Origin of the sequence: Sulfurospirillum sp. UCH001 (assembly GCF_001548035.1) — a bacterium.
Taxonomy (GTDB): Bacteria; Campylobacterota; Campylobacteria; order Campylobacterales; family Sulfurospirillaceae; genus Sulfurospirillum.
This window is the reverse complement of sequence record NZ_AP014723.1, coordinates 40,455-62,179: the sequence shown is the minus strand read 5'-3', so window position 1 is coordinate 62,179 and position 21,725 is coordinate 40,455. Positions and strand designations below refer to the sequence as shown.

Here is a 21,725-nt window from a genome sequence, read left to right as displayed (position 1 = left end):
GTGTTAATGTTTTACCTGTATGCTTTTGATTTTCCATAAAATAATCACACGTACTAAAAAAATACCACTAAGCAAACCATAACACAGACTAATCCCTAGAATAAACCAAGGCTCAGAAACGATTTTTAACTCTCTTGCAAGCACTACACCTACCGAAAATTTTAACCAAAAAATAACCATCATAAGAGCTAGCCAAAGCCAACTTCCTTTTATCGCAAAGGCATTGCGCTCTTCTATATAAATTGCATTGTAAAACGTTTTTATACGAATACCCAGTGCCATTACGATCATCATACCGATACTCCATGCAATCACACCAATACCCATACCAAAAGCAGATGCAACACCATACATAGAAAAAAGCATCATCATACATGGCAATACAAATGCCCTAAAATAGGGCACAACACGATCACGACTCTGCATCCATCCTAATCCCAACAGTGCTACAAACAGCACATAAACCCATACAGGGGTGTGCTGCAAAATCGCCATCAGCATCTAAACTCCTTTTTTGTATAACCTATTAGCCATTTTATCATATAATAATGTTCTGCAAAGGAGGCGCCATGCAAAACGTGATCCTAGATATTGCTAAACATGCCATCCAAGATGGCTTTAACCATACTTCTACTATTGATAGAAAAGCTCTATTGGAGCTTTACCCCGAATTTACTAAACCCAAGGCGACCTTTGTAACGCTCACACTCGATAACCAGCTTCGAGGCTGCATTGGATCTTTGATTGCACATAGAGCATTTTTAGATGATCTTATTCACAATGCTCAAGCTGCTGCATTTGAAGACCCTAGATTTTATCCGCTCAGCCTTGCAGAATTTTCACGCGTTCACATTGAAGTCTCGCTGCTCAGTGTACCTGAGGTGGTTGAGTATCGTGATCTTGCGGATTTAAAATCTAAAATTCATGTGAATGTGGATGGCATCATTCTTCAAAAAGGGAGTCGAAAAGCAACTTTTTTACCTCAAGTATGGGAACAACTTCCTTCTTTTGAGCTTTTCTTTTCACATCTGTGTCAAAAAGCGGGGTTAGAATCTAGCTGTTTAGAGAGCCATCCTGATATTTGGCGATACAAGGTCGAAAAGGTGAAATAATGGACTATTTTAAAGCTGAAGGTACACGTCTTGTGTGTTTGCTATGTGCGCATTATTGCCATCTTAAAGAGGGACAAGTAGGGATTTGTGGTGTCAACAAACATGTAAATGGTGTCATCAAAAACCTTGTTTATGGCTACCCTGTCGCTATGCACGTTGACCCTGTGGAAAAAAAACCACTGTATCATTTTTTACCCGATACCAGAGCTTTTTCACTCGGCACCATTGGCTGTAATTTCAAGTGTCCTTTCTGTCAAAACTGGAGTATTTCTCAAGAAAAAACGGTACAGTCTAAAGAGTACTTTGCGCCTCAACACATCGTAGAGATGGCACTCAAATACGAATGTGCCTCCATCGCTTACACTTACAACGAACCAACCATCTTTTACCCTTATGCAAAAGACATAGCCATTTTAGCTCATGAAAAAGGCATTAAAAATATCTTTGTAACCAATGGATTTGAATCCTCTGAAGTGATAGATGATATGGTGGGCATCATTGATGCTGCTAATGTTGACCTCAAATCGTTCAACTATGACTATTACAAAAAAGAACTCGGTGGTGGACTAGAAGCCATTTTGGAAAACCTCAAACATTTCAAACGCAATGGCATCTGGGTAGAAGTGACTACACTGATCGTTCCAACGAAAAATGACTCAGATGCGGAGCTAACCTCCATCGCTTCGTTTATCGCTAAAGAGTTAGGAGAAGAGACGCCATGGCATATCAGTGCGTTTCATCCTGATTACCACGAACAAGGACTTCCTGCGACCTCTTTAGAAACACTCAAGAGGGCTGAAGCTATCGGCCAAAAAGCAGGGCTTAAGCACATCTACATCGGCAATGTAGGACTTGAAAACCCAACAAAATGTGCCAAGTGTCATACAGTTTTGATCAAGCGTCACCGTTTTGAAGTCACTGAAAACTACCTTGTTGAGGGATGTTGTCCCAGCTGCAAGACCAAACTCGTAGGAGTTTTTGATGAATAAATATAGAAAATCTGCCGTAGCAGGCATGTTCTACCCCGATAGTTGCAATGACATAAAACATTATATTGCCCATTTTGATAAAGAGATGCCAGCATTAAAACTCGATGTCCGACCTCGCGCACTTATTGTGCCTCATGCGGGTTACATTTACAGTGGGTACACTGCCAATCTTGCCTACCACTATACCGCTTCAAAACGTCCCGATATAGAGCGTGTCGTTGTTCTGGGTCCAAGTCATCGCATCTACATTGCCGGTGCTTCCATCGCCCTGTTTGAGGCGTACCACACACCTTGTGGTGAAATCAAAATCGACCTAGAGTATAGCCATGCTTTACAGAAGAAATTTGCCTTTTTAGACTTTCACCCTATGGCACATGAAGAGCACTCCACAGAGGTACAAATGCCCTTTATTAGGCACTATTTTAAACATGCAAGCGTTGTTGAAATTGTGTACGGAGACATCACCCATGGGGAGCTTTCAACGCTTGTTGACACACTCCTACTTGATGAAAAAACACTTGTCGTCATCAGTACGGATCTTAGCCATTTTTACACAGAAGAAGAAGCCAACAAACTCGATACACTCTGCATCAATGCTATTTCACATCTCGACCTACACGCTCTTTCACATGGGTGTGAAGCCTGTGGACTGACAGGCGTTAAAGCAATGGTACAAAGTGCACTTTCGCATCACCTAAAAGCACACTTTTTAGATTACCGTACCAGTTTTGCACGCACAGGTGATGATAGCAGAGTTGTGGGTTATACTTCGTTTGTTCTTGGTTAATCAAACAATGGGTACATAAATCTCAGTGTATAAACTCTTAGACTTCACGCCTAGAGTCACGGTTGCAATATTTTTAAACTACCTTTTACTCTCAATATGCACGATCAACTCCTCAATTACATCGACATAATCCTGTGCATTGCCGCTGGCTTTTGCTGCAAGTATGGCACCTTCAATGATTGAGGTGATGAAAAGAGCTAGTTTTGTTGTATCGCATGGCTTCATTTCTCCCACTTCGATGGCTTTGTCTAAAATAGCTTTAATGTTTGCACGAAACGCCCCATAAATGGACTTCATCAACACATTAAAATCTTCATCGATATTGGACATCTCTTGCACTATGTTAGCAATAGGACATCCTCGTTTGAAGTCTCTCACCGATGTGTCGCGCAAACGTGTATAAAATTCTTCTAAAAATCCGCTTTTATAGGTTTCAACATAGCGGTATTTTTCCATATTTCGCTTGAGTATGCTTTCTTCTATCGCAGCTAAAGCCATCTCTTTTTTATTGGCAAAAAAATGATACATCGAGCCTTTGTGTACGCCTGCTTTGGCTAAGATGTCAGAGAGTGACGCACCTTGATAGCCATGCGAAAAAACCTCGTCAAATGTTGCATTTATCAGCTTGTCACGTGTCGTTTCCATTATAGTTCCTTTATAATTGGGTTGATTATAGCATATTTTTCGTCCACTTGACTAATCAGTCAAGAACTGCTACAATGCCTCTTGACCAAACAGTCAAGGAGATTTTATGAAACGTGCTCTTATTGTTGTTGATGTCCAAAATGAGTATTTTGATGGGGGTGCTTTGCCAATTTCCTATCCACCTCATAGTTTTGAGAAGATCAAAACAGCTATTGCAAAAGCTCAAGAAGAGGGCATTTTTGCTGTTTTAGTGCAACATACCAGCCTCAAAGAAAATGCAGGCGCATTTGTGAAAGGGAGCCACTTGTGGGAATTTCACGATGAGATCAAAAAAATAAAACCTGATCTTTACATCGAAAAAAATCATGCCAGTTCATTCGTAGGAACAGACTTAAACTATAGGTTAAGAACGCTCGGTATTGACACCGTTACTATCATAGGATACATGACACAAAACTGCTGTGACGCTACTGCGAGGGATGCATCGCAACTAGGATATAATGTGGAATTTTTAAGCGACGCCAACGGAACTCTTGCTTTCTCCAATAGTGCAGGCGAGGTGAGCGCAGAAGAGTTACACCGCTCTTTTTTGGTTGCTCAAGCCTTTGGCTTTAGTCGTGTTTTAACACTTGATGAATGGATACCATTACTTAAAAAGGATTAATGCATGAAGATCGTTTTTTTAGACGCACAAACCATGGGAGACGATATAGACTTAAGTCTCTTTAAATCTTTTGGAGAGTTTCACACATACCAAACAACAGCACCATCAGAGTGTATTGCACACATCGCAGATGCGAATATCGTACTGACCAATAAAGTTGTTATCAATGCTGAAACAATGGACGCTTGCCCAAACCTACAGCTCATCTGTGTCACCGCGACAGGAACAAACAATGTTGATTTAGCCTATGCGAGCCAAAAGGGCATCGCTGTAAAAAACGTGGCAGGCTACTCAACCGCATCTGTTGCGCAAACCACCATCATGTTGGCCCTTAATCTTATTGGTCATGCTTCCTATTATGATGATTTTGTTAAAAAGGGCGGCTGGGTAAGTGCCTCAACATTTACGCATATTGAACGTTCTTTTTGGGAAATCAAAGGAAAACGCTGGGGCATTATAGGACTTGGAACGATTGGTAAAGAGGTTGCGAAGATTGCTACAGCATTTGGTGCCGAAGTCGTTTACTTCTCAACCAGTGGTGCAAACAACGATGCACTTTATCAACGTGTTTCTTTAGAAGAGATGCTTCAAACCTGTTCTATCATCACTATTCATGCACCACTCAATGCCCAAACCAAAGGACTTATCGATGCAAAAGCCTTACAAAGCATGAAAGAGGGTTCTGTACTTATCAATGTTGGACGTGGTGGTATCATTGATGAGGTAGCCCTAGCAAAGATCATCGATGAAAAAGAGCTTTATATAGGACTTGATGTTTTAGAAGCAGAACCTATGCAAAAAGGACATCCGCTCTTAACAGTGAAGCACCACGAAAGACTTATCATAACACCCCATGTAGCATGGGCAAGTGTTGAAGCACGCACAGCACTTATGCGCCTCGTTGCACAAAACATTCAAACATTTCTAAACCATTAGGAGAAACTATGCCACTTATTAAAACGATTAAACCAGAAGACGCCACAGGTGAACTCGCAGAACTCTATGGAAAAATAGAAGCCATGAGAGGACGTATCAGTAACTCTGCTCAAATTTTTAGTGCAAGCCCTGAGCTCATCAAACAACAAATGAGTTTCATCGAATACTACATGGTAAAGCAAAAAAGCCTTTCAATGCCTTTACTGGCTTCTATTCGTATGCTTATCTCTGATAAAAATCATTGTAGCTACTGCGTTGACTTTAATGCTTCTATCCTCATCAATATGCTGGGTTGGACGCCTAAAGATGTTGAAGCGATGCGCGCTAACCCCAACGATGCAAAGCTAGATGCCAAAGAAAAGGCAATGCTTCTTTTTGTACTTAAAGCGGTTCGTACCCCTCATGATGTCAACGCTTCGGATGTTCAAGCCTTGCGCGACTTTGGCTACAACGATGGTGAGATACTCGATGTAACCAACCACGGTGCGCGTATGTCAGCTATAGACATTATCTTCGATGCCTTTAAAATAGAAAAAGACTTTTAATGGGTGAGTGTTTTTTGGATTACGTCTAAAAAACACTCATTTTTATCTCTTCATCCATCATTTCTCAAAAATAAAATAAATCTTTTCATTTAAGTAAAATTTAATTTATACGTGATTTGTATGTTAGTTGTACCTTTTATAATTCTGTTAACTTAATAAAAGGAGCTACCATGAAATTACCTACGCTATTAGCAAAAGGTTTGGCATTGAGTATGTTAGTTGCGACAGCAAGTTTTGGTTTTACAGAGGGAACTGACTATGTAAAACTTGAGAAACCAATTGCAAACGCTGATAAAACACTGATTAAAGTGTTTAGTTATGATTGTCCATTCTGTTACAAGTATGACAAAGCTGTCACACCTGTTATTGTTCCAAAATTACCAGAAGGTTTAACTTTTAGACCATTCCACCTTAAAACAAAAGGTAAGTATGGTGTTCAAGCAAGTGAGCTTTTTGCAACATTGATTATCAAAGATCAAGACAATGGTGTTAAATCATTGTTTGATGAAAAATCACAATTCAAAAAAGCAAAAATGGCATACTATAACGCATACCATGATAAAAAAGAGAGATGGGACGCTGGTGCTGAGAGTTTCTTAGAGACAGGTTTACAAGCAAGTGGTCTTAGCAAAGCTGATTTTGAAAAAGCGAAAGAAGACCCAAGAGTAAAAGCGATGATTGCTGAGTGGGAACAAAGCTATGATGTAGCAAAAGTTCAAGGTGTTCCAGGGTTTGTTGTTAATGGTAAATACCTCATTTATACAAAAAGTATCACATCTCCAGATGGCATGGTAGAACTTATTAAAGAACTTTCAACAAAATAAGGATCTCCTATGGACTTTTTCAAAAACTTGTGGCAGGAGTTTAAATCCTGCCCTGTCGGTACAGTTGCCAAATGGCAAGACCAACGCTTTTTATGGTTGGTAATGGCAGCTGCGAGTATCTTCTTGATCCTTGTAGCGCACTCACTGTTTCAGAATTATGTTTATATGAAACCTTGTGAGCAATGTGTTTATATCCGTTTTGCCTTTTTATGTATGGTTATTGGTGGGTTGGTTGCGTCGATCAATCCGCAAAATATTGCATTAAAAATCATTGGTTATATTTTTGGTTTTTGGGGCATTATTCAAGGTATTATGTACAGTATTAAACTCAATAAAATTCACCATGCGGCCCACAGTGATAACCCATTTGGTGTGCAAGGCTGTTCAGCAGAACCAAGTTTTCCTCTTGGACTCCCACTTGATAAATGGGCTCCAGATTGGTTTAAACCAACAGGTGACTGTGGTTTTGATGCGCCTATCGTTCCAGATGGTGTAGAGTTGAGTTCTTTACAACAATGGCTAGTTGATTTTTATTCTGAAGGGTGGTATCTTATCCCATCACAGCATTTAGTCAACATGGCACAAGCGTGTTTATTTGCATACATTCTCTGTTTCCTCCTCCTTGGAGCAATGTTTGCAAGCTGGATTCTTAAAATGATCCAGTCTAAAAAAGCGTAGTCATTTTTCTATCAAACAAGCTTGCTTTTGATCCTTGCAAGCTTGTTTCTTCTTTATAAACTCTTTTGGAACACATTATGAAAAAGTTTTTGATCTTTATCTGTATCGCGATATTTTGTTTTGCTGGAATGATTGCCATACAATCGTATAGCAGTGAACAAAAAACAGTACCTATCATCAAAAGCAAACCTCTAACCAATGCTTTTTTATCACAAAATATTCCTATTATTGACATTCGAACAGAATCAGAATGGCGTGAAACAGGCGTTATACCTCAGAGCCACCTCATAACATTTTATAAAGAAGATCAAAGCTATAACGAAAAAGAGTTTTTAGAAGCCCTTGCTGCAGTTGTTAAGAAAGATGATACCTTTGTTATTTTATGTCGTTCTGGAAACCGTTCCTTGAAAGTGACTAATTTTCTTTTCTCAAAAGGGTATTCACATGTCATCAATTTAAGCGGTGGCATTAAAGAAGCGATGAAGAATGGAGTGAATACCATTCCGTATCAACATCCGTAAGTCACGCATCGTTTATTTGTCCGGTCGGTACGTGATTTTTAACATATACCCTTGATTTTGGATATTATCAATAACTAAATCTTTACCCAATTGCTGTTTAATACGTAAAATTGCTGTGTGCAATGCCCCTTTATTGATAGATTCTCCGCTATACACATAATCTTCAAACATATCATAACTGACCAATTTTTCAATGTTATAGCATAACAACCAAAAGATTTTATGGCTTTTTTGCGATAGAAAAATCAATTCATTATTTTTATAGATGGACTCTTTACGATAATCAATCGTAACTTCAGGAGTGATCTGTTTTGTCGTTGATTTGATTTTTCCACAACAAAGCAACAATGAAGTTTGGATATCTTTAATTTCTAATGGCTTGCGTAAAAAGCTGCATGCACCTTCTTGAATACTGCTTAGAATATTTTTATCTGTATCGTAAGAGGTCATGACAATAAACAGTTGATCTGGTTTAAGAGAGAGAATTTCTGTAATCATCTCAAATCCGTTCATTTCAGGAAGGTGGATATCGGTTAAGATGATATCAACACGGTGCTGCTTGAAAAGCTCTAATCCCTCATAACCATCCTTGGCTTCATAAAAGGCTTCACAATAAGGTTTAAGTCCTTGTTTGATTGCCATTAACGTCATCGCGTCATCTTCAACGACCAGAACCGAAATCGTACTAAGAAGTTTTAGGGTATTTAGATGCATACATTACTCTTTACATGTAAGATATTGAGCTATGCTCAAACGGAAAATCGTTGGATTATTTGAATTCTCTAGAACAAGATCACCTAAGAGTTTTTCTTGTGCTAGTTTTTTGGCAAAAAAGAGTCCAAGTCCTGAACCTTGTCTCTTTTGTGAATTTTTTGTCATTGAGAAAAGAGTTTCGCTAGCACTTTCATCAATACCACCACCCCAATCAATCACATCAATAATCACTTGACCATATTCTGCTTTTGTTGTAATCAAAATTTTTTTATTAATTGTATTGCCTTGTTTGATTTCCTCTTCTAAAAGAGCATCTTTGGCATTTTGGATTAACACTAAAATAATCTGTTGTACAAAATTCTCAACAGACGTCATTGTAATGGGAATGTCTTTATTTTCGTTAACAGAAAAATTAATGTTATAGCGTACAAAATCAGTAAAGACGATATGCAAAACAGATTTGATACAATCGTTCAAATCAAATGTCGTAATTTCTTGATTGCAGCGATAAAAATTTCGAAAAATCGTCATCGTTTTATCAATCAGCTGAACCGATTTTTGACATGCTTGTACGCTCTCTTCAAGCATATCCTGTTTAAGAGCACGATTTTCAGAAAGCTGTAAAATGTTACTTAACATGAGCGATAGTGAATTGATAGGTTGACGTAATTGGTGGTTAAACCCTGAAATCAACTCTCCTATTTCAGCGAGCCTCGACCGATGTTCTAAAAGAAATTCATATTCTTTTTGTTTGCGCTCAACCCTACGCCTCATAAATTCAAAGGCACTACTCACAATGATAGCGACACAGACAAAACCAATTAAAAGAGCAAGCCCATGATAAATAATTTTATGCAAGCTGGCACCAAAAACTTTATCTTTATCCATTCCAATACCAACATACCAGTCAAATTGCTTCATTTTGGAGATATTAATGATGTGATTTTTAAATGCAATATTTTCTAAATCATTATGATCAAGAGTAGCTATCTTTGAAAAATGCTCTTCAATGACCTCTTTAGCTAAACTTCCTTCTGAAGAGGAGAGTAATTTCCCTTCAGCGTTGACAATAAAATAATACGCCTCATGAGGCAATTGTAATTTTTGAATTTTTTGAAAAATAGAATCAGCTTTTAAAACACCACACATAACACCCTTAAATTCATCTTTTTGGATGATGGGAGAGCAAATATTCATCGTTTTACCTTGCAAAAAAGCATGATAATCTACAATTGTAATGGTAGTCTGTAGAGATTTTTTTGTATCAAGATACCAGCGTGATTCCAATGGACTTATTTTTAAAATTGGATGAACATACGCTGGATTTTCTCTAAAATCATTCGATTTTTTACTATTCATATAAAAGTAAAGATCAGGTATGACTACTTGGACGGTATCAAAATAGGGATTTTGATCTAAAAAAGTTTCAATAAAACGCTTAAACTGCATTTCATTGTCAAATATCATATCCTTAGCAATGTATTTAATACCATTCTCTAAGTTATTAATACGCTCTTCCAACCAAGTATGAATGGTATATTCTATATCTTTAGACACCGTAATTCTATTTTTTTCAACAAGATTCTGAATCTCTTCTTGTAACTGATAAAAGCCATTAAACATAATGGCAAACAACACAACTACAGATAGAATGATGATGTGATAGACCTTGTAATTTTCAATGCTTTGAAGTGATTGTTTAAGTGAAAATTTCATTTCATTCCTATCAAAAATAGTGTGTATTAATCTTCAAATTTTTCCACTTTTTTTTAAATTATATCATTAACTTTTTATTTTAATAAATTTATTTTTATTTAAGTTTAATGTGACACATCTGTCAGAAAATGGGATTAAAATAGTCACAGGTGAAACAAAAAATCGTCATCTTACGTATTCAATTATTACATAAAAGGAGATTTTATGAGAGTGAGTAAAATGGTATCCTCCGCGCTAGTGGCAGGACTATTGATAGCTGTTATACCTTCAAGTATGATAGCAGCACAAGGTGCAAGCGGTCCAGTAACTTTCAAAGGTGAAGGACAAATAGGTGCTGTCTTTATGGATCCATATGGAGTTGCTCCATTAACAGCGGTAATTAAATCAGCCGGCTATACTTTAACAGATGCTTCAGTAACAGTAAAAGGCAAAGGAGAAAAAGGATTACCTATTTCTTATAAAGTTGGCGATACTAAGATTTTACAGCATGGTGGTATCCCTGTATTTGGTTTATATCCAGATTTTGTCAACACCGTTGAAGTCAGCTACAAAAAACACAATCCTGGTAAAGATGGAAAAATTGATGATGTCAAAGAAACCTATAAAATTTATGCACCACCTGTAATTACATATGGATCAGGAACACGACAAACTTCTGCTCTCCCAACAGCTGTTGTTGTTAAGCCTGCAGATAAAAGCGTGAAAGATAAACTCTATCTTATGGACCATCTATCAGGTGTTTTACCTAATTCCTCACAAGTTGTTTGGAATAATCCATCTGGTGGAGCACTCGAATGGGATAACTCGTCTTATGTTTGGATCATTGATACCAATGGTGATATAAGATGGTATTTGAATGTTGATAAATTTAGAGACCCTAAAGACCTTCGCAAAAAAGGTAATATGATGGGCTTTGATCAAACAAAAGATGGTTCATTGGTCTGGGGTATGAGTCAATCATATATGAAATATGACCTTCTTGGTAGAGAAATTTTCAACAGAGAACTCCCTGCCAACTACGTTGACTTTAGCCATCACATGGAAGAGACAGAAAAAGGTACCTATTTATTACGTGTAGCTTCTGCTGATTTTAAACGTAAAGATGGCAAAAATATTCGTACTGTAAGGGACGTGATTGTTGAGGTCGATAAAGATGGTAATGTAATGGATGAATGGAATATTAATACCATTCTTGACCCATACAGAGACAATAACCTACTTGCAATGGATCAAGGTGCCGTTTGTCTGAATATCGATGCTTCACAGGCAGGACACACAAAATCAAAAGAAGAAATGGAAGGACCTAACTCTCCATTTGGTGATGTTACAGGCGTTGGGCCAGGACGTAACTGGGCACATGTTAACTCTGTAAATTATGATGCAACTGATGATTCAATTATTTTGTCAGTCAGAAACCAAAGTGCTACTGTTAAAATCGGTAGAGATAAAAAAGTAAAATGGATTATCGCAAGTCCAGAAGGTTGGAATAAAGAACTCGCAAGCAAGCTGTTGACACCAATTGATGCAAAAGGTAATAAGATTGATTGTGGACCTACCGGTTCAAAATGCCCAGGGTATGAAAATCCAAAAGGTGGCTTTGACTGGACATGGACACAACATACGTCTTACAAAATCAATGAAAAGTCAAAACCTGGTAAAGTCCATGTAAGCGTCTTCGATAATGGTGATAGCCGTGGTATGGAACAACCTGCAATGATGAGTATGAAATATTCTCGTGCCGTTGAATACGTTGTTGATGAAAAAAACATGACAGTACAACAAGTTTGGGAGTTTGGTAAAGAGAGAGGCTTTGAGTGGTATAGTCCAATTACCTCTGTTGTTGAGTACCAACCAAAAACAGATTCAATGATGGTCTACTCTGCTGTTGCTGGCTTAGGTGATGTTAAAAAATTCCGTAAAGGTGAGCAAGAATTAACACCATTTTTGCATGAATTTAAGTATGGAACAACCGATTCCTTACTTGAAATGAAATTTATTAATGGCAATCATACGATCGGATATCGTGCTCTCTCTGTTGATTTGCAATCTGCTTTTAAATAATCCAAGGTGGCATTTTTGCCACCTTCTCTTTTTTCTAAAAATCATAATTTTCTTTCTTCTCTTCTTTCAGCAAAAATTAATTTTAACGAAACTCTCCCGTTAGTCACCCGCTTTATACTTACGCTAAGTTCTTTAAATTAGATTAAATAATAACTTAAAGAAAAATTTAAAAAGGAGATTTTATGAGAGTCCGTAAAATGTTGTCATCTGCCATTGTTGCAGGTCTTGTCTTGAGCGTCGTTCCAACGATGTCCTTTGCAATCGGTGGAGCTAGTGGTCCAAAAGTAGATTACGCGGTTCCGGGAAAAATTGGTGAAGTGGTTGTTAACCCTTATGAAATTGCTCCACTTACTGCGGTTATTCGTAGTGGTGGTTACGATCTTAAAGATGTTTCTGTACGCATTGTCCCAAAACCAGGTGGTCAAGAAATTAAGTACAAGGTTACTGATCAAAACGTTATGACACATGGCGGTATTCCTGTATTTGGTCTCTATGCAGATTATCAAAATACTGTTGAAGTAGAGTATTCAAAAAGCGTCAATAACGGCAAACCAGAACAAGTTAAAGAAACTTACAAAATCTATACAACCGGTGTTTATTCTGATCCAAATGGTTTAGCAACAACCAAAGCATCACTTTTCTCATCAGCTGATGTTGTAAAAGTTGATAAAGAGTTTTCAGACAGACTTTACTTTGTAAACAACTTCCTTCCAAAAGCAGGAAAAGGAACACGTGCAGTTTGGAACAACCCTATGGGTGGTGCTTTAGAGTGGAACTACTATCCACAAAACTTCATCGTTGATACCAAAGGTGAAGTACGCTGGTTTATGAACGCACAGCCAATTTATGACATCAACTCAATTTACAAAGCGGGTGTTATGATGGGCTTCAAACAAAATGTTGACGGTGCTATGACATGGGGTTATGGTCAACGTTATGTGAAGTATGACATCATGGGTAAAGAGATTTTCAATCGCCAACTCCCAGCAGGTTATAATGACTTTTCACACTCACTTGACGTTTCTCCAAACGGACACTACTTTATGCGTGTTGGTAGTGCTAACCAAAAACGTTTAGATGGTAAAAACGTTAGAACTGTAAGAGACGTGATCATCGAAGTTGATCCACAAAGCGGAAAAGTACTTGACGAGTGGAAACTTTACTCTATTCTTGATCCATACAGAGATGTTAACATGAAAGTTCTTGACCAAGGTGCTGTATGTTTAAATATCGATGCATCTAAAGCAGGACATACTCTTTCTGCTGAAGAGTTAGCAAAACAAGATGCTTCTGATAAATTTGGTGATGTTGTAGGTTCTGGTCCTGGACGTAACTGGGCACACGTTAACAGTGTTGACCACGATGCGGAAGACGATTCTATCATCATCAGCTCACGCCACCAATCTGCAATGATCAAAGTTGGTCGTGATAAACAAGTTAAATGGATCTTAGGTAGCCCAGAAGGCTGGAACGCTAAATATAAAGATAAACTATTAACACCAGTTGATTCAAAAGGCAATAAAATTGATTGTGGACCAAGCGGTTCAAAATGTCCTGGTTACGAGAGTGACAAAGGTGGCTTTGACTGGACATGGACACAACATACAGCATTTAAAATCGATTCAAAATCAAAAGGTGACATCCTTTATCTAAGCGCATTTGACAATGGTGATAGCCGTGGTATGGAACAACCTGCAATGCCAAGTATGAAATACTCTCGTGCGGTTATTTATAAAATTGATCAAAAGAAAATGACTGTTGAGCAAGTATGGGAATTTGGTAAAGAAAGAGGTAACAAATGGTACAGCCCTGTTACATCTATCACTGAGTATCAAACCGATAAAGACTCTGTCTTTACTTACTCTGCAACAGCAGGTGCTGATTTTGATATCGCAACAGGTGGATTCAAATCTGATCCAAATCCATTCATTATGGAATTCAAATACGGTGCAAAACAACCATCTGTTGAAATCCAACTCAAAGATACAACCGGCTATCAAGCAATGCCATTTAGTGTCGAAAAAGCATTCTCCAAATAATTTACTCATTCTAAGTCCAAGAGAGTTTTCTCTTGGACTCTCCTTATCTACAAACTACATCTCCATTGATAGCACAACCACACATTCATCATCATTCTTTTTAAAGAGTCAAACACTTTCTTCTAAATTCGTTATGAAGCATTTGCATTATCAAAAGATTGAGTGTAGAGGTGGTTAATTTCAACACTCAAAGACCATTTATAAGAGCATTGGAGTGTGTTAAGAGAGTAGCTCTTTGATGAACACGTCATCACATAGAGAGCTACTTTTTAGAAGCGGTATAACACTTTAGGGATGAATACTCTTTAAAAATTGTGAACGAATCATCTGATAAGTCATAAATAAATCGTATTTATCACGCAGTGTCAAGGCAGTTGTTTTATCAATGTAAAGGCGTTTTTCTAACAAAACAATGCTCTTATCAATCTTGTTATTCTGATGTTTATACGGTAAGAAACAACGTAAAAGCTCTTCATAACTTAAAGGCATAAACAAACGATAATACGCCCACATTCTATATATTTTTTGCGTATAGTTATAAGCTATGAGCCCTACAATACAGCCTAAGATAAATAATAAATAATGCATTGACAACCCCTCAAAAATTTCTATTTCGTACCATGGTAAGACACGTGCCTCATGTCCACCACCTTTGATAGACTCATCAAGTATTGGATGTTCCACCGGAATGATGATCTCTTGGCTTGATGTGAGTTCTAAACGCTTTGTTGCAGGATCAAAATAGCGCAATTCAAAGCGAGGGATGACAATGTCGCTTTTTGCATTTCCAATGCTAAAGCGCTGTATCCATTCCCACTCTTTCAGATCATTCACTCTACGAGAGGAGCGCACACTAGGCTCTTGAGCAATGACCGTTGCATTGGGAAGTGATAACGAAAAAGGCTTTAAGTCATCAAAATTGCCATACCCTTTGATTTGAACTGCTAAAAGCATTGTTTCATTCCCATCGAGCTGTTTTTTATCGCTCAGAGCATTCAATGAAAATGTGCCCACATAAGGGCTTTTTGATACATCTAGTACCTGCAAACTGGTCGCTTTTGAGCTAAACGTTCGTTTATAAGTTCTACTATAAGAATTATTCGTTGTAGGCTGTGTTTGCGAAAGATCTTCTCTTAGTAATTGATTTGCGCTAATCGTTGTAGCCCCAATTTTCACTTCACCTGGCTTTGTGGCATACAGATAATACTCTATTTCATACACCACTTGATTTGCGGAAGAGATAGAAGTAGGTCTGTACTCAATGGACTGCACCCACAACCCTTCAAAGGAAGGATGTTCTATTTTGATATCGCTTAACCCTAGACCTTCATCGTAGCAAAACTTCATCGTCATCTTAAAAAGCTCATTTTGAACCACAGTTGATTTTTCAAGATGATATTCAATCGAATAAGGAGGTTTTGGATGAGGTACGACATTTAGTTTGAGAGGCTCTGTTGTATAGGTTTCGCCATTGATGAGAATATGAAATGTTTCAAGTGTTGTAGATTCTTTTGGAAAAAAGATGATAGTGTACTCGTACTCCTTAACCTCTTTTCCTTCCTCTACTAGCGAACGAATCTTTCCACCACGTTCCACGACTTCATTGCCATTGATACTGTTGATCTTTGGTAAAACAACTTTTTCGCCTTTGACACGAATCGTGAGTGTTGCACTTTCTCCTTCAAAAACAGAGTCACTTTTCAAGGTGGTTTGAACCAATGCTTCTCCATACAACGAACTGAAACAGAGTAGGACCCAAAAAATACTTTTACCAAAAAACATCATTGTCTTTTTCCAATCTTTCATTTTTTATGAGTGGCTGTGGTTGTGTTCTTGGCTTTTGACTACGCAATGTGCGCTCCCATTTCTCCCCATCTTTATCTTCTGGTGGTTGATTGCTTGGGGTGTTATTGGCATCATGGTCTTTCTCTTCTTCATCTTCTTGTTCAGCTTCAGAAGCAGCGGAATTTTTAGGTTTTTTATCATCCTTCTTGCTTTTCTCATTCTGCTGCTGTTGACTATCAAATTCTGAAGCCATTTTATTGTCAAGTCGCTCTAAAATATAGTCTAAATTAAACCGTGTCGCAGGCTCTTCTCTCAACAATAGTGCATCTTGATAGGCTTTCACTGCCTCATCAAAACGTCCTAATTTATAAAAGGCATTGCCGAGATTATGGAGGCGTTCGTACTCTAAGGTCTTATTGGTTGTTGTTATTTCTTGATAATACTGTGCTGCTTTTTCATAGTCACGATTACGATAGTAACTGTTTGCCAGGTTATATTGGGAGACATCATTTTTTTTAGACGCATAAATCTTTTGATAAAACTCGAGCGCTTTTTCATGTTGATGTGCAATCGTTAATTGCTCCGCTCTTATGATATTCCAAAAATCAAAAATGTCAGCATGCCCTTTGTAAGGCATTGCTACAAAACATAATAGTACTAGCACTTTTGAAAAATGAAACATTCTAGGCTGAAATAAAACATACCATAAAAGAGTCAGTGCTAAAAAGAGTGGAATATAAAATAACTCATGCGTATAACGCTTCTTTGCAATATACGACTCTTCTTTAGCTGCTTTTTCTTTAATACGATCTACCAACCAATTTAGATCCGATGAAGAACCATTGGTCATGACAAAAAAACCGCCTGTCTCTTCTGAAAGCTTTGCCAATGTGTCATCGCGTTTTGTAATGACGTTATTGCCATTTCTATCTTTAATGACATGGTTATCATAATCCACAATCGTGCTTCCTTCTTTGCTTCCAATGATGAAAAGATGCACTCTCATTTGATTTTTTTTCGCCTCCGTGATGGACTCTTGCAACTCCAATCCATCAGCACCATCAGTGACAATTAAGACATCTTTGATTGTTTTTTGAAAAGGAGCAAATAATTTGTCTGCGCCCATTAAAGATGCCCGAATAGAGCTACCTTCACTGCTCATAGAGGTGGTATCGAGATTTGTCAGCAAAAATGAAACTGTTTCTTTATCGTGCGTAAAAGGAGAAACAATAAAAACATCTTTTGAAAAAGCACTCAATGCAACTTTAAAATCCTCTAAGTGTTTAAACATCTCTAAAAGAGATACCTTCGCAAACTCCAATCGATTGGGATAGACATCTTTGGCTAACATTGATTTGGAAATATCAAGACTAATTGCAAGTGTTCCTGTTTGCATTTTATACCCGTCTGAATTATCTTGTTCAACAATAACAGGTCTACAAAGTGCAACAACAAGCAATGAAAACAAGAGAAACCAGATACGTTTGAGCGACTTTAACGTGATCGTTCCAGAACGATTAACTTTCAATTTTTCTTTGATTTCACGTGATAAACCAGAACGCTTTTTAGATAGCAGTCCTATGAAAAAAATACCTAAAATGATGGCGAAAAGAGACGCATTGTAAGGGTATAAAAAGGTCATATTTCCTCTCTTTGCACAATCCAAAAGTACCATAACAGCAGTAAAAATCCTACACTTAACGGATACATAAACCACTGATCTTTGAGTTGTTCTGCAGGAGATTTTTGAAAGCTTTTTTCAAGAGCGTCAATATGAGCAAAAACATTCTGCAATGTTTGTTCATTGGATGCCTCAAAAAAAGCACCTTGGCTTTTTGTTGCTATCTCTTCTAATAACGCTTTATCGTATTCTTCTGTTGTGTTGCCAACCCCAATTGTATAGACACGTATTTTTTGCTCCAAGAGTTGTTTGAAAGCAACATCCAAACTAATTTTTCCAGCTGTGTTATACCCATCTGTCAGCAAAATGATTGCTTTTTCTTTTGCACTGTTTTTCTGCAATAATCGAGCACCCAAGAACAGAGCATCGTACATTGCTGTCATCTGACCTGCAATGCCCTCAGTAAGGCTAGATAAAACCGTTTTAACCGTCTCCTTATCATACGTCAATGGTGATGCAATGTAGGCAAAATCTCCAAATACGATGAGCCCAATAGCACTATTCTCTTGCTTGTTCACATAGTCCATACCCAGCTGTTTTGCCAGAAAAAATTTACTCTGGCTTTGTTGCGTAACATTACTATCCGAGAGTGTTCCATTCATCGAATCACTTACATCAATCAACATCATTACAGTATGCGATAAATTCAGTGGCTCTTGACGCCGCTCTATATACGGAGACATCAAAGCAAAACATAAAAGAGCAATACTAAGCCATTTGATAACTGTTAGAAAAAAACCTCTTTTTTTTACATGTGAAAAATGAACAATATGCGGAATATAATAGGCGTGATTACGGCTTTTAAGAAGTAAATGGCTGATGATAAACAGCACGAAAATGAGAGAAAAAAAAGGGTATTCAAAGAAAAGAGAACTCATTGTGAACATCCTAAAAAATGCCTAATGGCATTCTTTTCATTCTCACTCAATACGCCTGATTCTTTGACATATTTATAGCGTTTTAAATGCATAGAGATAAACTGGCAAAACTCTTGTGTCTGAGGCGTTACAAGATACGGACTCCATTTTGAAAACAGATACGCATACGACTTGGCATCCATCTCATTAAAGCCTAAAAGATACTCTTTTGCTAAACGTTTTGTTTGCTTGGTTTTATACCATTGTGAGCGATGATAAAACCAACGAATAACCATAAAGAGTAATGCACCCACAATCAAGCAGTAAAAAGAAAAAACTACAAATGAGTAATCTTCAATGGGAGCAAATCCCCTAATATCTTGAAAATCACCTTCTGGATTAAAATAGATATACTCTTTTTTTTGTGGATGCAAATGCAATAGCGTTTTAAAATAGTTGATTAATGCATATTCCATCATAGTGACCTTAGCAGTGTCAAAAGCTTTAAAAAAGGATCTTCATATGTGTATATTTTTGTATATGCAATTCCAGAAGATTTTAAATAGGCATCTAAATTTCTATCGTGTATCTGTTGATGCTGACTGTACTGTTTCGCAAATGCATGATCAACACTGATACGTCTTTCTTCTAAACCAATAGGGTCTTTGATGTGTAAAGTCCCTATATTATCGAGATTTTCTTCAAATAAATCTCTCACAATAATCACAACAACATGGTGTTTTCTACAAAGGATTTCCAGCATAGGAACTTCAAAAAAATCACCTATAATGAACATCAATGAAGATTTTTTAAGAACATGTACTGCGTACTTTTCTACCTCTTTCCAATCTATATGATGACCTATAACATTCATGGTCAGTAATGTTTTAAGTACATTTTGCAGTCTTGATTCTTGTTTGGTTGAATATGTTGTTGCAACTAAAGCTTCGTTAAAGAGTGTAAGCGTAAACGGGTCATTGTTTTTTAATGCATAATAGCCCAATAAAGAAGCAACTTCGCCAACAACTTCTTGCTTCATACGAGATATCCCAAAATGCAATGAGCCATTCATAAGAGCCATGAGATTGATGTCAATTTCACGTTCTGCAAAAAAAATACGTTGTTGTAGAGCCATTTTTTGAGCACTTTTTTTCCAATCAATATGCTTGACACTATCGCCATATTGATATTCTCTCAATGTAGCAAAATCATATCCCTCACCCTTAGAGAGGGAGCTATAATTCCCAGACATATCTGTAAATATATGCTTTTTCGTACGGGCTACAATCTTTTCAAACGTTAGCGTATGCATTTGTTTTACGGTAGTGGCAAGGTTGCTAAAATCGTATTAATAATATCATCTGCTATAACGCCTTGTGCTTCTGCTTCATAGGTTAAAATCAGTCGATGGCGCATAACATTTTTGCACACAGAAGCAATATCTACAGGCGTGACATAGTCTCGTCCTTGTAAAAACGCATAGGCTTTTGATGCCCTATGCAAGTCCATACTCGAGCGCGGACTTACACCAAAACGAATCAATGGTGCGATAGAGGTGAGATTATAGGAGAGTGGCTCTCTTGTTGCAAAGACGATATCGACTAAATACTCTTCGACCTCAGGATCAATATGTATATGCTGAATAACCTCAAAAAGTTCTTCCAAATCCTCGTGTGTAAATATCGTTGCAACAGAGTGCATTAACGAGGTAGATGCGCGACGTATGATCTCTTTTTCTTCTTCTTTTGTGTTGTAGGAGAGAATTAATTTCATCATAAAACGATCTAACTGTGCTTCAGGCAAAGAATACGTACCTCCTGATTCAATCGGGTTTTGAGTAGCAAGAACAAAAAATGGAGAAGAGAGGAGATACGAATGCTCGCCAATAGTTATTTGTTTCTCTTGCATAGCTTCTAAAAGTGCTGATTGGACTTTTGCTGGGGCTCGATTAATTTCATCCGCAAGAACAATATTTTTAAAAATAGGTCCTTTTTTTGTAGAAAACTCTTGAAGTTTTGGGTTGAATATTTCCATTCCAATAATGTCGCTTGGTAATAAATCAGGGGTAAATTGAATCCGTCCAAACGTAAGTCCCAATGTTTTGGCTAACGTATTAATCGTTGTTGTTTTAGCGACACCCGGTACGCCTTCAATTAAAATATGTCCTTTACACATTAATCCTATAATGAGAGAATTAATAAGCTCAGAATGCCCCACAATGACTTTTGATATCTCATGCTTTAACGCTTCAATTTTAGACAGCATTTTTGTATCCTACTTCTATCTATATCAAGCACAAATAATATAGTAGAGTTCTCTCTTTCTTATTGCATAAAACTTAGAATGAAATAAAAATGCCATTGAAATGTATTTATTACTCAAACGCTTGAGAGAAAAAATGTAAGGGAAAATGAGTAAGAGAGCTATCTGATAAAAGAAGTCTATTTTAACCCAAGAGAAAATTCTCTTGGGTGAGTGTTATTCGCCACTATAAGGTTTTAAAACATATCCTGAATTCGTCACATTCTCAATATTGATTTTACCAAGCTGTTGTTTGATACGCAAGATTGCAACATGTAAAACACTTTTATTGATCGCTTCACCATCATAAACATAATCTTCAAACATTTCATACGTCACGAGCCGTCCAAAGTTATAACACAATAACCAAAAGATTTTATGGTTCTTATGCGTGAGGAAAATAGGCTCTTTGTCTTTATAAATCACCTCTTTTCGACTATCAATCGTAATATCAGGGCTTAATTGTTTCAATGTTTGTTCAATACGGCCCGATGTCATCAAAAGAGCCGTTTGTAACTCTTTAATATCGATGGGTTTTCGTAAAAAACTACACGCACCTTCATGAATACTTGAAATAAGATTTTTGTCCGTATCAAATGACGTCATGACAATGAAGAGCTGAGAAGGTTTGAGTGTTAAAATTTCTTTCATCATCTCAAAGCCATTAATTCCTGGCATATGAATATCTGTGACGATAATATCCACACGATGCTCTTTAAAAACTTCTAACCCTTCAAGACCATCTTTTGCTTCATAATACGCCTCGCAATACGGTTTTATACCTTGAGCGATCATCATACGTGCAATCTCATCATCTTCAACAACTAAGATAGAGAGATGTTTTAATAAGTTCAGTGTGGTGATATGCAT

General features: G+C 37.3%; 22 protein-coding genes. 11 read left to right on the top strand and 11 right to left on the bottom strand.

What is annotated here, in order from left to right; translation table 11 throughout:
- Positions 1 to 3: 3 nt before the first annotated feature.
- Positions 4 to 501, bottom strand: a complete 498-nt coding sequence (locus tag UCH001_RS00310; RefSeq protein ID WP_067172718.1) for a DUF6622 family protein — start codon at positions 499 to 501, stop codon at positions 4 to 6.
- A gap of 68 nt (positions 502 to 569) precedes the next feature.
- Between UCH001_RS00310 and amrA the strand changes: the two genes are divergently transcribed.
- The 3 genes from amrA to amrB are packed head-to-tail and all read left to right on the top strand — an operon-like array spanning position 570 to position 2,888.
- Positions 570 to 1,112: an AmmeMemoRadiSam system protein A gene (gene amrA, locus UCH001_RS00305; RefSeq protein WP_067172715.1), complete on the top strand. Its 543-nt coding sequence runs from the start codon at positions 570 to 572 to the stop codon at positions 1,110 to 1,112.
- A complete protein-coding gene (gene amrS / locus UCH001_RS00300; RefSeq protein WP_067172713.1) occupies positions 1,112 to 2,101 on the top strand; it encodes an AmmeMemoRadiSam system radical SAM enzyme in 990 nt (329 codons plus the stop codon). The genes amrA and amrS overlap by 1 nt, the downstream gene beginning before the upstream one ends.
- Positions 2,094 to 2,888 (top strand): AmmeMemoRadiSam system protein B, encoded by a 795-nt coding sequence (gene amrB / locus UCH001_RS00295; protein WP_067172711.1) that lies wholly within the window; start codon positions 2,094 to 2,096, stop codon positions 2,886 to 2,888. Before amrS ends, amrB begins: the two co-directional genes overlap by 8 nt.
- Positions 2,889 to 2,966: 78 nt before the next feature.
- Here the strand turns inward: amrB and UCH001_RS00290 are convergent, their stop codons facing one another.
- Entirely contained in the window at positions 2,967 to 3,533 is a 567-nt protein-coding gene (locus UCH001_RS00290; protein WP_067172709.1) for a TetR/AcrR family transcriptional regulator, read from the bottom strand.
- Between the two features lie 106 nt (positions 3,534 to 3,639).
- On the opposite strand from UCH001_RS00290, the gene UCH001_RS00285 reads away from it, so the two are divergent.
- The 6 genes from UCH001_RS00285 (at position 3,640) to UCH001_RS00260 (ending at position 7,701) form a co-directional block, all read left to right on the top strand.
- On the top strand, positions 3,640 to 4,197 hold the full coding sequence (locus UCH001_RS00285; protein WP_067172706.1) for a cysteine hydrolase family protein: 558 nt from the start codon (positions 3,640 to 3,642) through the stop codon (positions 4,195 to 4,197).
- Between the two features lie 3 nt (positions 4,198 to 4,200).
- Complete coding sequence (locus tag UCH001_RS00280) at positions 4,201 to 5,133, top strand: D-2-hydroxyacid dehydrogenase (protein WP_067172703.1); 933 nt, start codon at positions 4,201 to 4,203, stop codon at positions 5,131 to 5,133.
- Between the two features lie 8 nt (positions 5,134 to 5,141).
- Positions 5,142 to 5,678, top strand: coding sequence for a carboxymuconolactone decarboxylase family protein (locus UCH001_RS00275; RefSeq protein WP_067172701.1), 537 nt, complete (start codon positions 5,142 to 5,144; stop codon positions 5,676 to 5,678).
- 170 nt (positions 5,679 to 5,848) lie between these two features.
- Entirely contained in the window at positions 5,849 to 6,502 is a 654-nt protein-coding gene (locus tag UCH001_RS00270; RefSeq protein ID WP_067172699.1) for a thiol:disulfide interchange protein DsbA/DsbL, read from the top strand.
- 9 nt (positions 6,503 to 6,511) lie between these two features.
- Complete coding sequence (dsbI, locus tag UCH001_RS00265; protein ID WP_067172696.1) at positions 6,512 to 7,180, top strand: protein-disulfide oxidoreductase DsbI; 669 nt, start codon at positions 6,512 to 6,514, stop codon at positions 7,178 to 7,180.
- 77 nt (positions 7,181 to 7,257) lie between these two features.
- The gene (locus tag UCH001_RS00260) at positions 7,258 to 7,701 is read left to right on the top strand and encodes a rhodanese-like domain-containing protein (protein ID WP_067172694.1); all 444 of its coding nucleotides are present in this window, start codon (positions 7,258 to 7,260) and stop codon (positions 7,699 to 7,701) included.
- Positions 7,702 to 7,713: 12 nt separating this feature from the next.
- Here UCH001_RS00260 and UCH001_RS00255 read toward each other — a convergent pair whose 3' ends face one another.
- Both UCH001_RS00255 and UCH001_RS00250 read right to left on the bottom strand, forming a co-directional pair.
- Positions 7,714 to 8,415, bottom strand: a complete 702-nt coding sequence (locus UCH001_RS00255) for a response regulator (protein WP_067172691.1) — start codon at positions 8,413 to 8,415, stop codon at positions 7,714 to 7,716.
- A gap of 3 nt (positions 8,416 to 8,418) precedes the next feature.
- On the bottom strand, positions 8,419 to 10,131 hold the full coding sequence (locus UCH001_RS00250; protein ID WP_067172689.1) for a sensor histidine kinase: 1,713 nt from the start codon (positions 10,129 to 10,131) through the stop codon (positions 8,419 to 8,421).
- 204 nt (positions 10,132 to 10,335) lie between these two features.
- Here UCH001_RS00250 and UCH001_RS00245 point away from each other — a divergent pair, with 204 nt between their 5' ends.
- Positions 10,336 to 12,192 (top strand): aryl-sulfate sulfotransferase, encoded by a 1,857-nt coding sequence (locus tag UCH001_RS00245; protein ID WP_067172687.1) that lies wholly within the window; start codon positions 10,336 to 10,338, stop codon positions 12,190 to 12,192.
- A 182-nt stretch (positions 12,193 to 12,374) separates the two neighbouring features.
- Positions 12,375 to 14,231: an aryl-sulfate sulfotransferase gene (locus UCH001_RS00240; protein WP_067172684.1), complete on the top strand. Its 1,857-nt coding sequence runs from the start codon at positions 12,375 to 12,377 to the stop codon at positions 14,229 to 14,231.
- A gap of 288 nt (positions 14,232 to 14,519) precedes the next feature.
- On the opposite strand, the gene UCH001_RS00235 is transcribed toward UCH001_RS00240, so the two are convergent.
- The 7 genes from UCH001_RS00235 to UCH001_RS00205 form a co-directional block, all read right to left on the bottom strand.
- Positions 14,520 to 15,950 (bottom strand): BatD family protein, encoded by a 1,431-nt coding sequence (locus tag UCH001_RS00235; RefSeq protein ID WP_158508921.1) that lies wholly within the window; start codon positions 15,948 to 15,950, stop codon positions 14,520 to 14,522.
- A gap of 49 nt (positions 15,951 to 15,999) precedes the next feature.
- Positions 16,000 to 17,658: a tetratricopeptide repeat protein gene (locus tag UCH001_RS00230; protein WP_067172678.1), complete on the bottom strand. Its 1,659-nt coding sequence runs from the start codon at positions 17,656 to 17,658 to the stop codon at positions 16,000 to 16,002.
- Positions 17,655 to 18,575 carry a VWA domain-containing protein gene (locus UCH001_RS00225; RefSeq protein WP_067172675.1) on the bottom strand — a complete coding sequence of 307 codons (921 nt, stop codon included), beginning with the start codon at positions 18,573 to 18,575 and terminating at the stop codon, positions 17,655 to 17,657. The genes UCH001_RS00230 and UCH001_RS00225 overlap by 4 nt, the downstream gene beginning before the upstream one ends.
- The gene (locus UCH001_RS00220) at positions 18,572 to 19,030 is read right to left on the bottom strand and encodes a hypothetical protein (protein WP_067172673.1); all 459 of its coding nucleotides are present in this window, start codon (positions 19,028 to 19,030) and stop codon (positions 18,572 to 18,574) included. Before UCH001_RS00220 ends, UCH001_RS00225 begins: the two co-directional genes overlap by 4 nt.
- On the bottom strand, positions 19,030 to 19,752 hold the full coding sequence (locus UCH001_RS00215) for a DUF58 domain-containing protein (RefSeq protein ID WP_231963943.1): 723 nt from the start codon (positions 19,750 to 19,752) through the stop codon (positions 19,030 to 19,032). Before UCH001_RS00215 ends, UCH001_RS00220 begins: the two co-directional genes overlap by 1 nt.
- Before the next feature lie 119 nt (positions 19,753 to 19,871).
- Positions 19,872 to 20,819, bottom strand: coding sequence for a MoxR family ATPase (locus UCH001_RS00210; RefSeq protein WP_067172668.1), 948 nt, complete (start codon positions 20,817 to 20,819; stop codon positions 19,872 to 19,874).
- A gap of 213 nt (positions 20,820 to 21,032) precedes the next feature.
- Positions 21,033 to 21,725, bottom strand: a complete 693-nt coding sequence (locus UCH001_RS00205; RefSeq protein ID WP_067172665.1) for a response regulator transcription factor — start codon at positions 21,723 to 21,725, stop codon at positions 21,033 to 21,035.

Excerpts from the sequence above, each read along its gene's own strand:
- UCH001_RS00240 (WP_067172684.1), top strand. The coding sequence starts at position 12,375 with ATGAGAGTCCGTAAAATGTTGTCATCTGCCATTGTTGCAGGTCTTGTC.
- UCH001_RS00230 (WP_067172678.1), bottom strand. The coding sequence starts at position 17,658 with ATGACCTTTTTATACCCTTACAATGCGTCTCTTTTCGCCATCATTTTA.
- UCH001_RS00310 (WP_067172718.1), bottom strand. The coding sequence starts at position 501 with ATGCTGATGGCGATTTTGCAGCACACCCCTGTATGGGTTTATGTGCTG.
- UCH001_RS00255 (WP_067172691.1), bottom strand. The coding sequence starts at position 8,415 with ATGCATCTAAATACCCTAAAACTTCTTAGTACGATTTCGGTTCTGGTC.
- UCH001_RS00285 (WP_067172706.1), top strand. The coding sequence starts at position 3,640 with ATGAAACGTGCTCTTATTGTTGTTGATGTCCAAAATGAGTATTTTGAT.
- UCH001_RS00250 (WP_067172689.1), bottom strand. The coding sequence starts at position 10,131 with ATGAAATTTTCACTTAAACAATCACTTCAAAGCATTGAAAATTACAAG.
- amrB (WP_067172711.1), top strand. The coding sequence starts at position 2,094 with ATGAATAAATATAGAAAATCTGCCGTAGCAGGCATGTTCTACCCCGAT.
- UCH001_RS00280 (WP_067172703.1), top strand. The coding sequence starts at position 4,201 with ATGAAGATCGTTTTTTTAGACGCACAAACCATGGGAGACGATATAGAC.
- UCH001_RS00205 (WP_067172665.1), bottom strand. The coding sequence starts at position 21,725 with ATGCATATCACCACACTGAACTTATTAAAACATCTCTCTATCTTAGTT.
- UCH001_RS00270 (WP_067172699.1), top strand. The coding sequence starts at position 5,849 with ATGAAATTACCTACGCTATTAGCAAAAGGTTTGGCATTGAGTATGTTA.
- dsbI (WP_067172696.1), top strand. The coding sequence starts at position 6,512 with ATGGACTTTTTCAAAAACTTGTGGCAGGAGTTTAAATCCTGCCCTGTC.
- UCH001_RS00245 (WP_067172687.1), top strand. The coding sequence starts at position 10,336 with ATGAGAGTGAGTAAAATGGTATCCTCCGCGCTAGTGGCAGGACTATTG.
- UCH001_RS00290 (WP_067172709.1), bottom strand. The coding sequence starts at position 3,533 with ATGGAAACGACACGTGACAAGCTGATAAATGCAACATTTGACGAGGTT.
- amrS (WP_067172713.1), top strand. The coding sequence starts at position 1,112 with ATGGACTATTTTAAAGCTGAAGGTACACGTCTTGTGTGTTTGCTATGT.
- amrA (WP_067172715.1), top strand. The coding sequence starts at position 570 with ATGCAAAACGTGATCCTAGATATTGCTAAACATGCCATCCAAGATGGC.
- UCH001_RS00225 (WP_067172675.1), bottom strand. The coding sequence starts at position 18,575 with ATGAGTTCTCTTTTCTTTGAATACCCTTTTTTTTCTCTCATTTTCGTG.
- UCH001_RS00220 (WP_067172673.1), bottom strand. The coding sequence starts at position 19,030 with ATGGAATATGCATTAATCAACTATTTTAAAACGCTATTGCATTTGCAT.
- UCH001_RS00260 (WP_067172694.1), top strand. The coding sequence starts at position 7,258 with ATGAAAAAGTTTTTGATCTTTATCTGTATCGCGATATTTTGTTTTGCT.
- UCH001_RS00210 (WP_067172668.1), bottom strand. The coding sequence starts at position 20,819 with ATGCTGTCTAAAATTGAAGCGTTAAAGCATGAGATATCAAAAGTCATT.
- UCH001_RS00275 (WP_067172701.1), top strand. The coding sequence starts at position 5,142 with ATGCCACTTATTAAAACGATTAAACCAGAAGACGCCACAGGTGAACTC.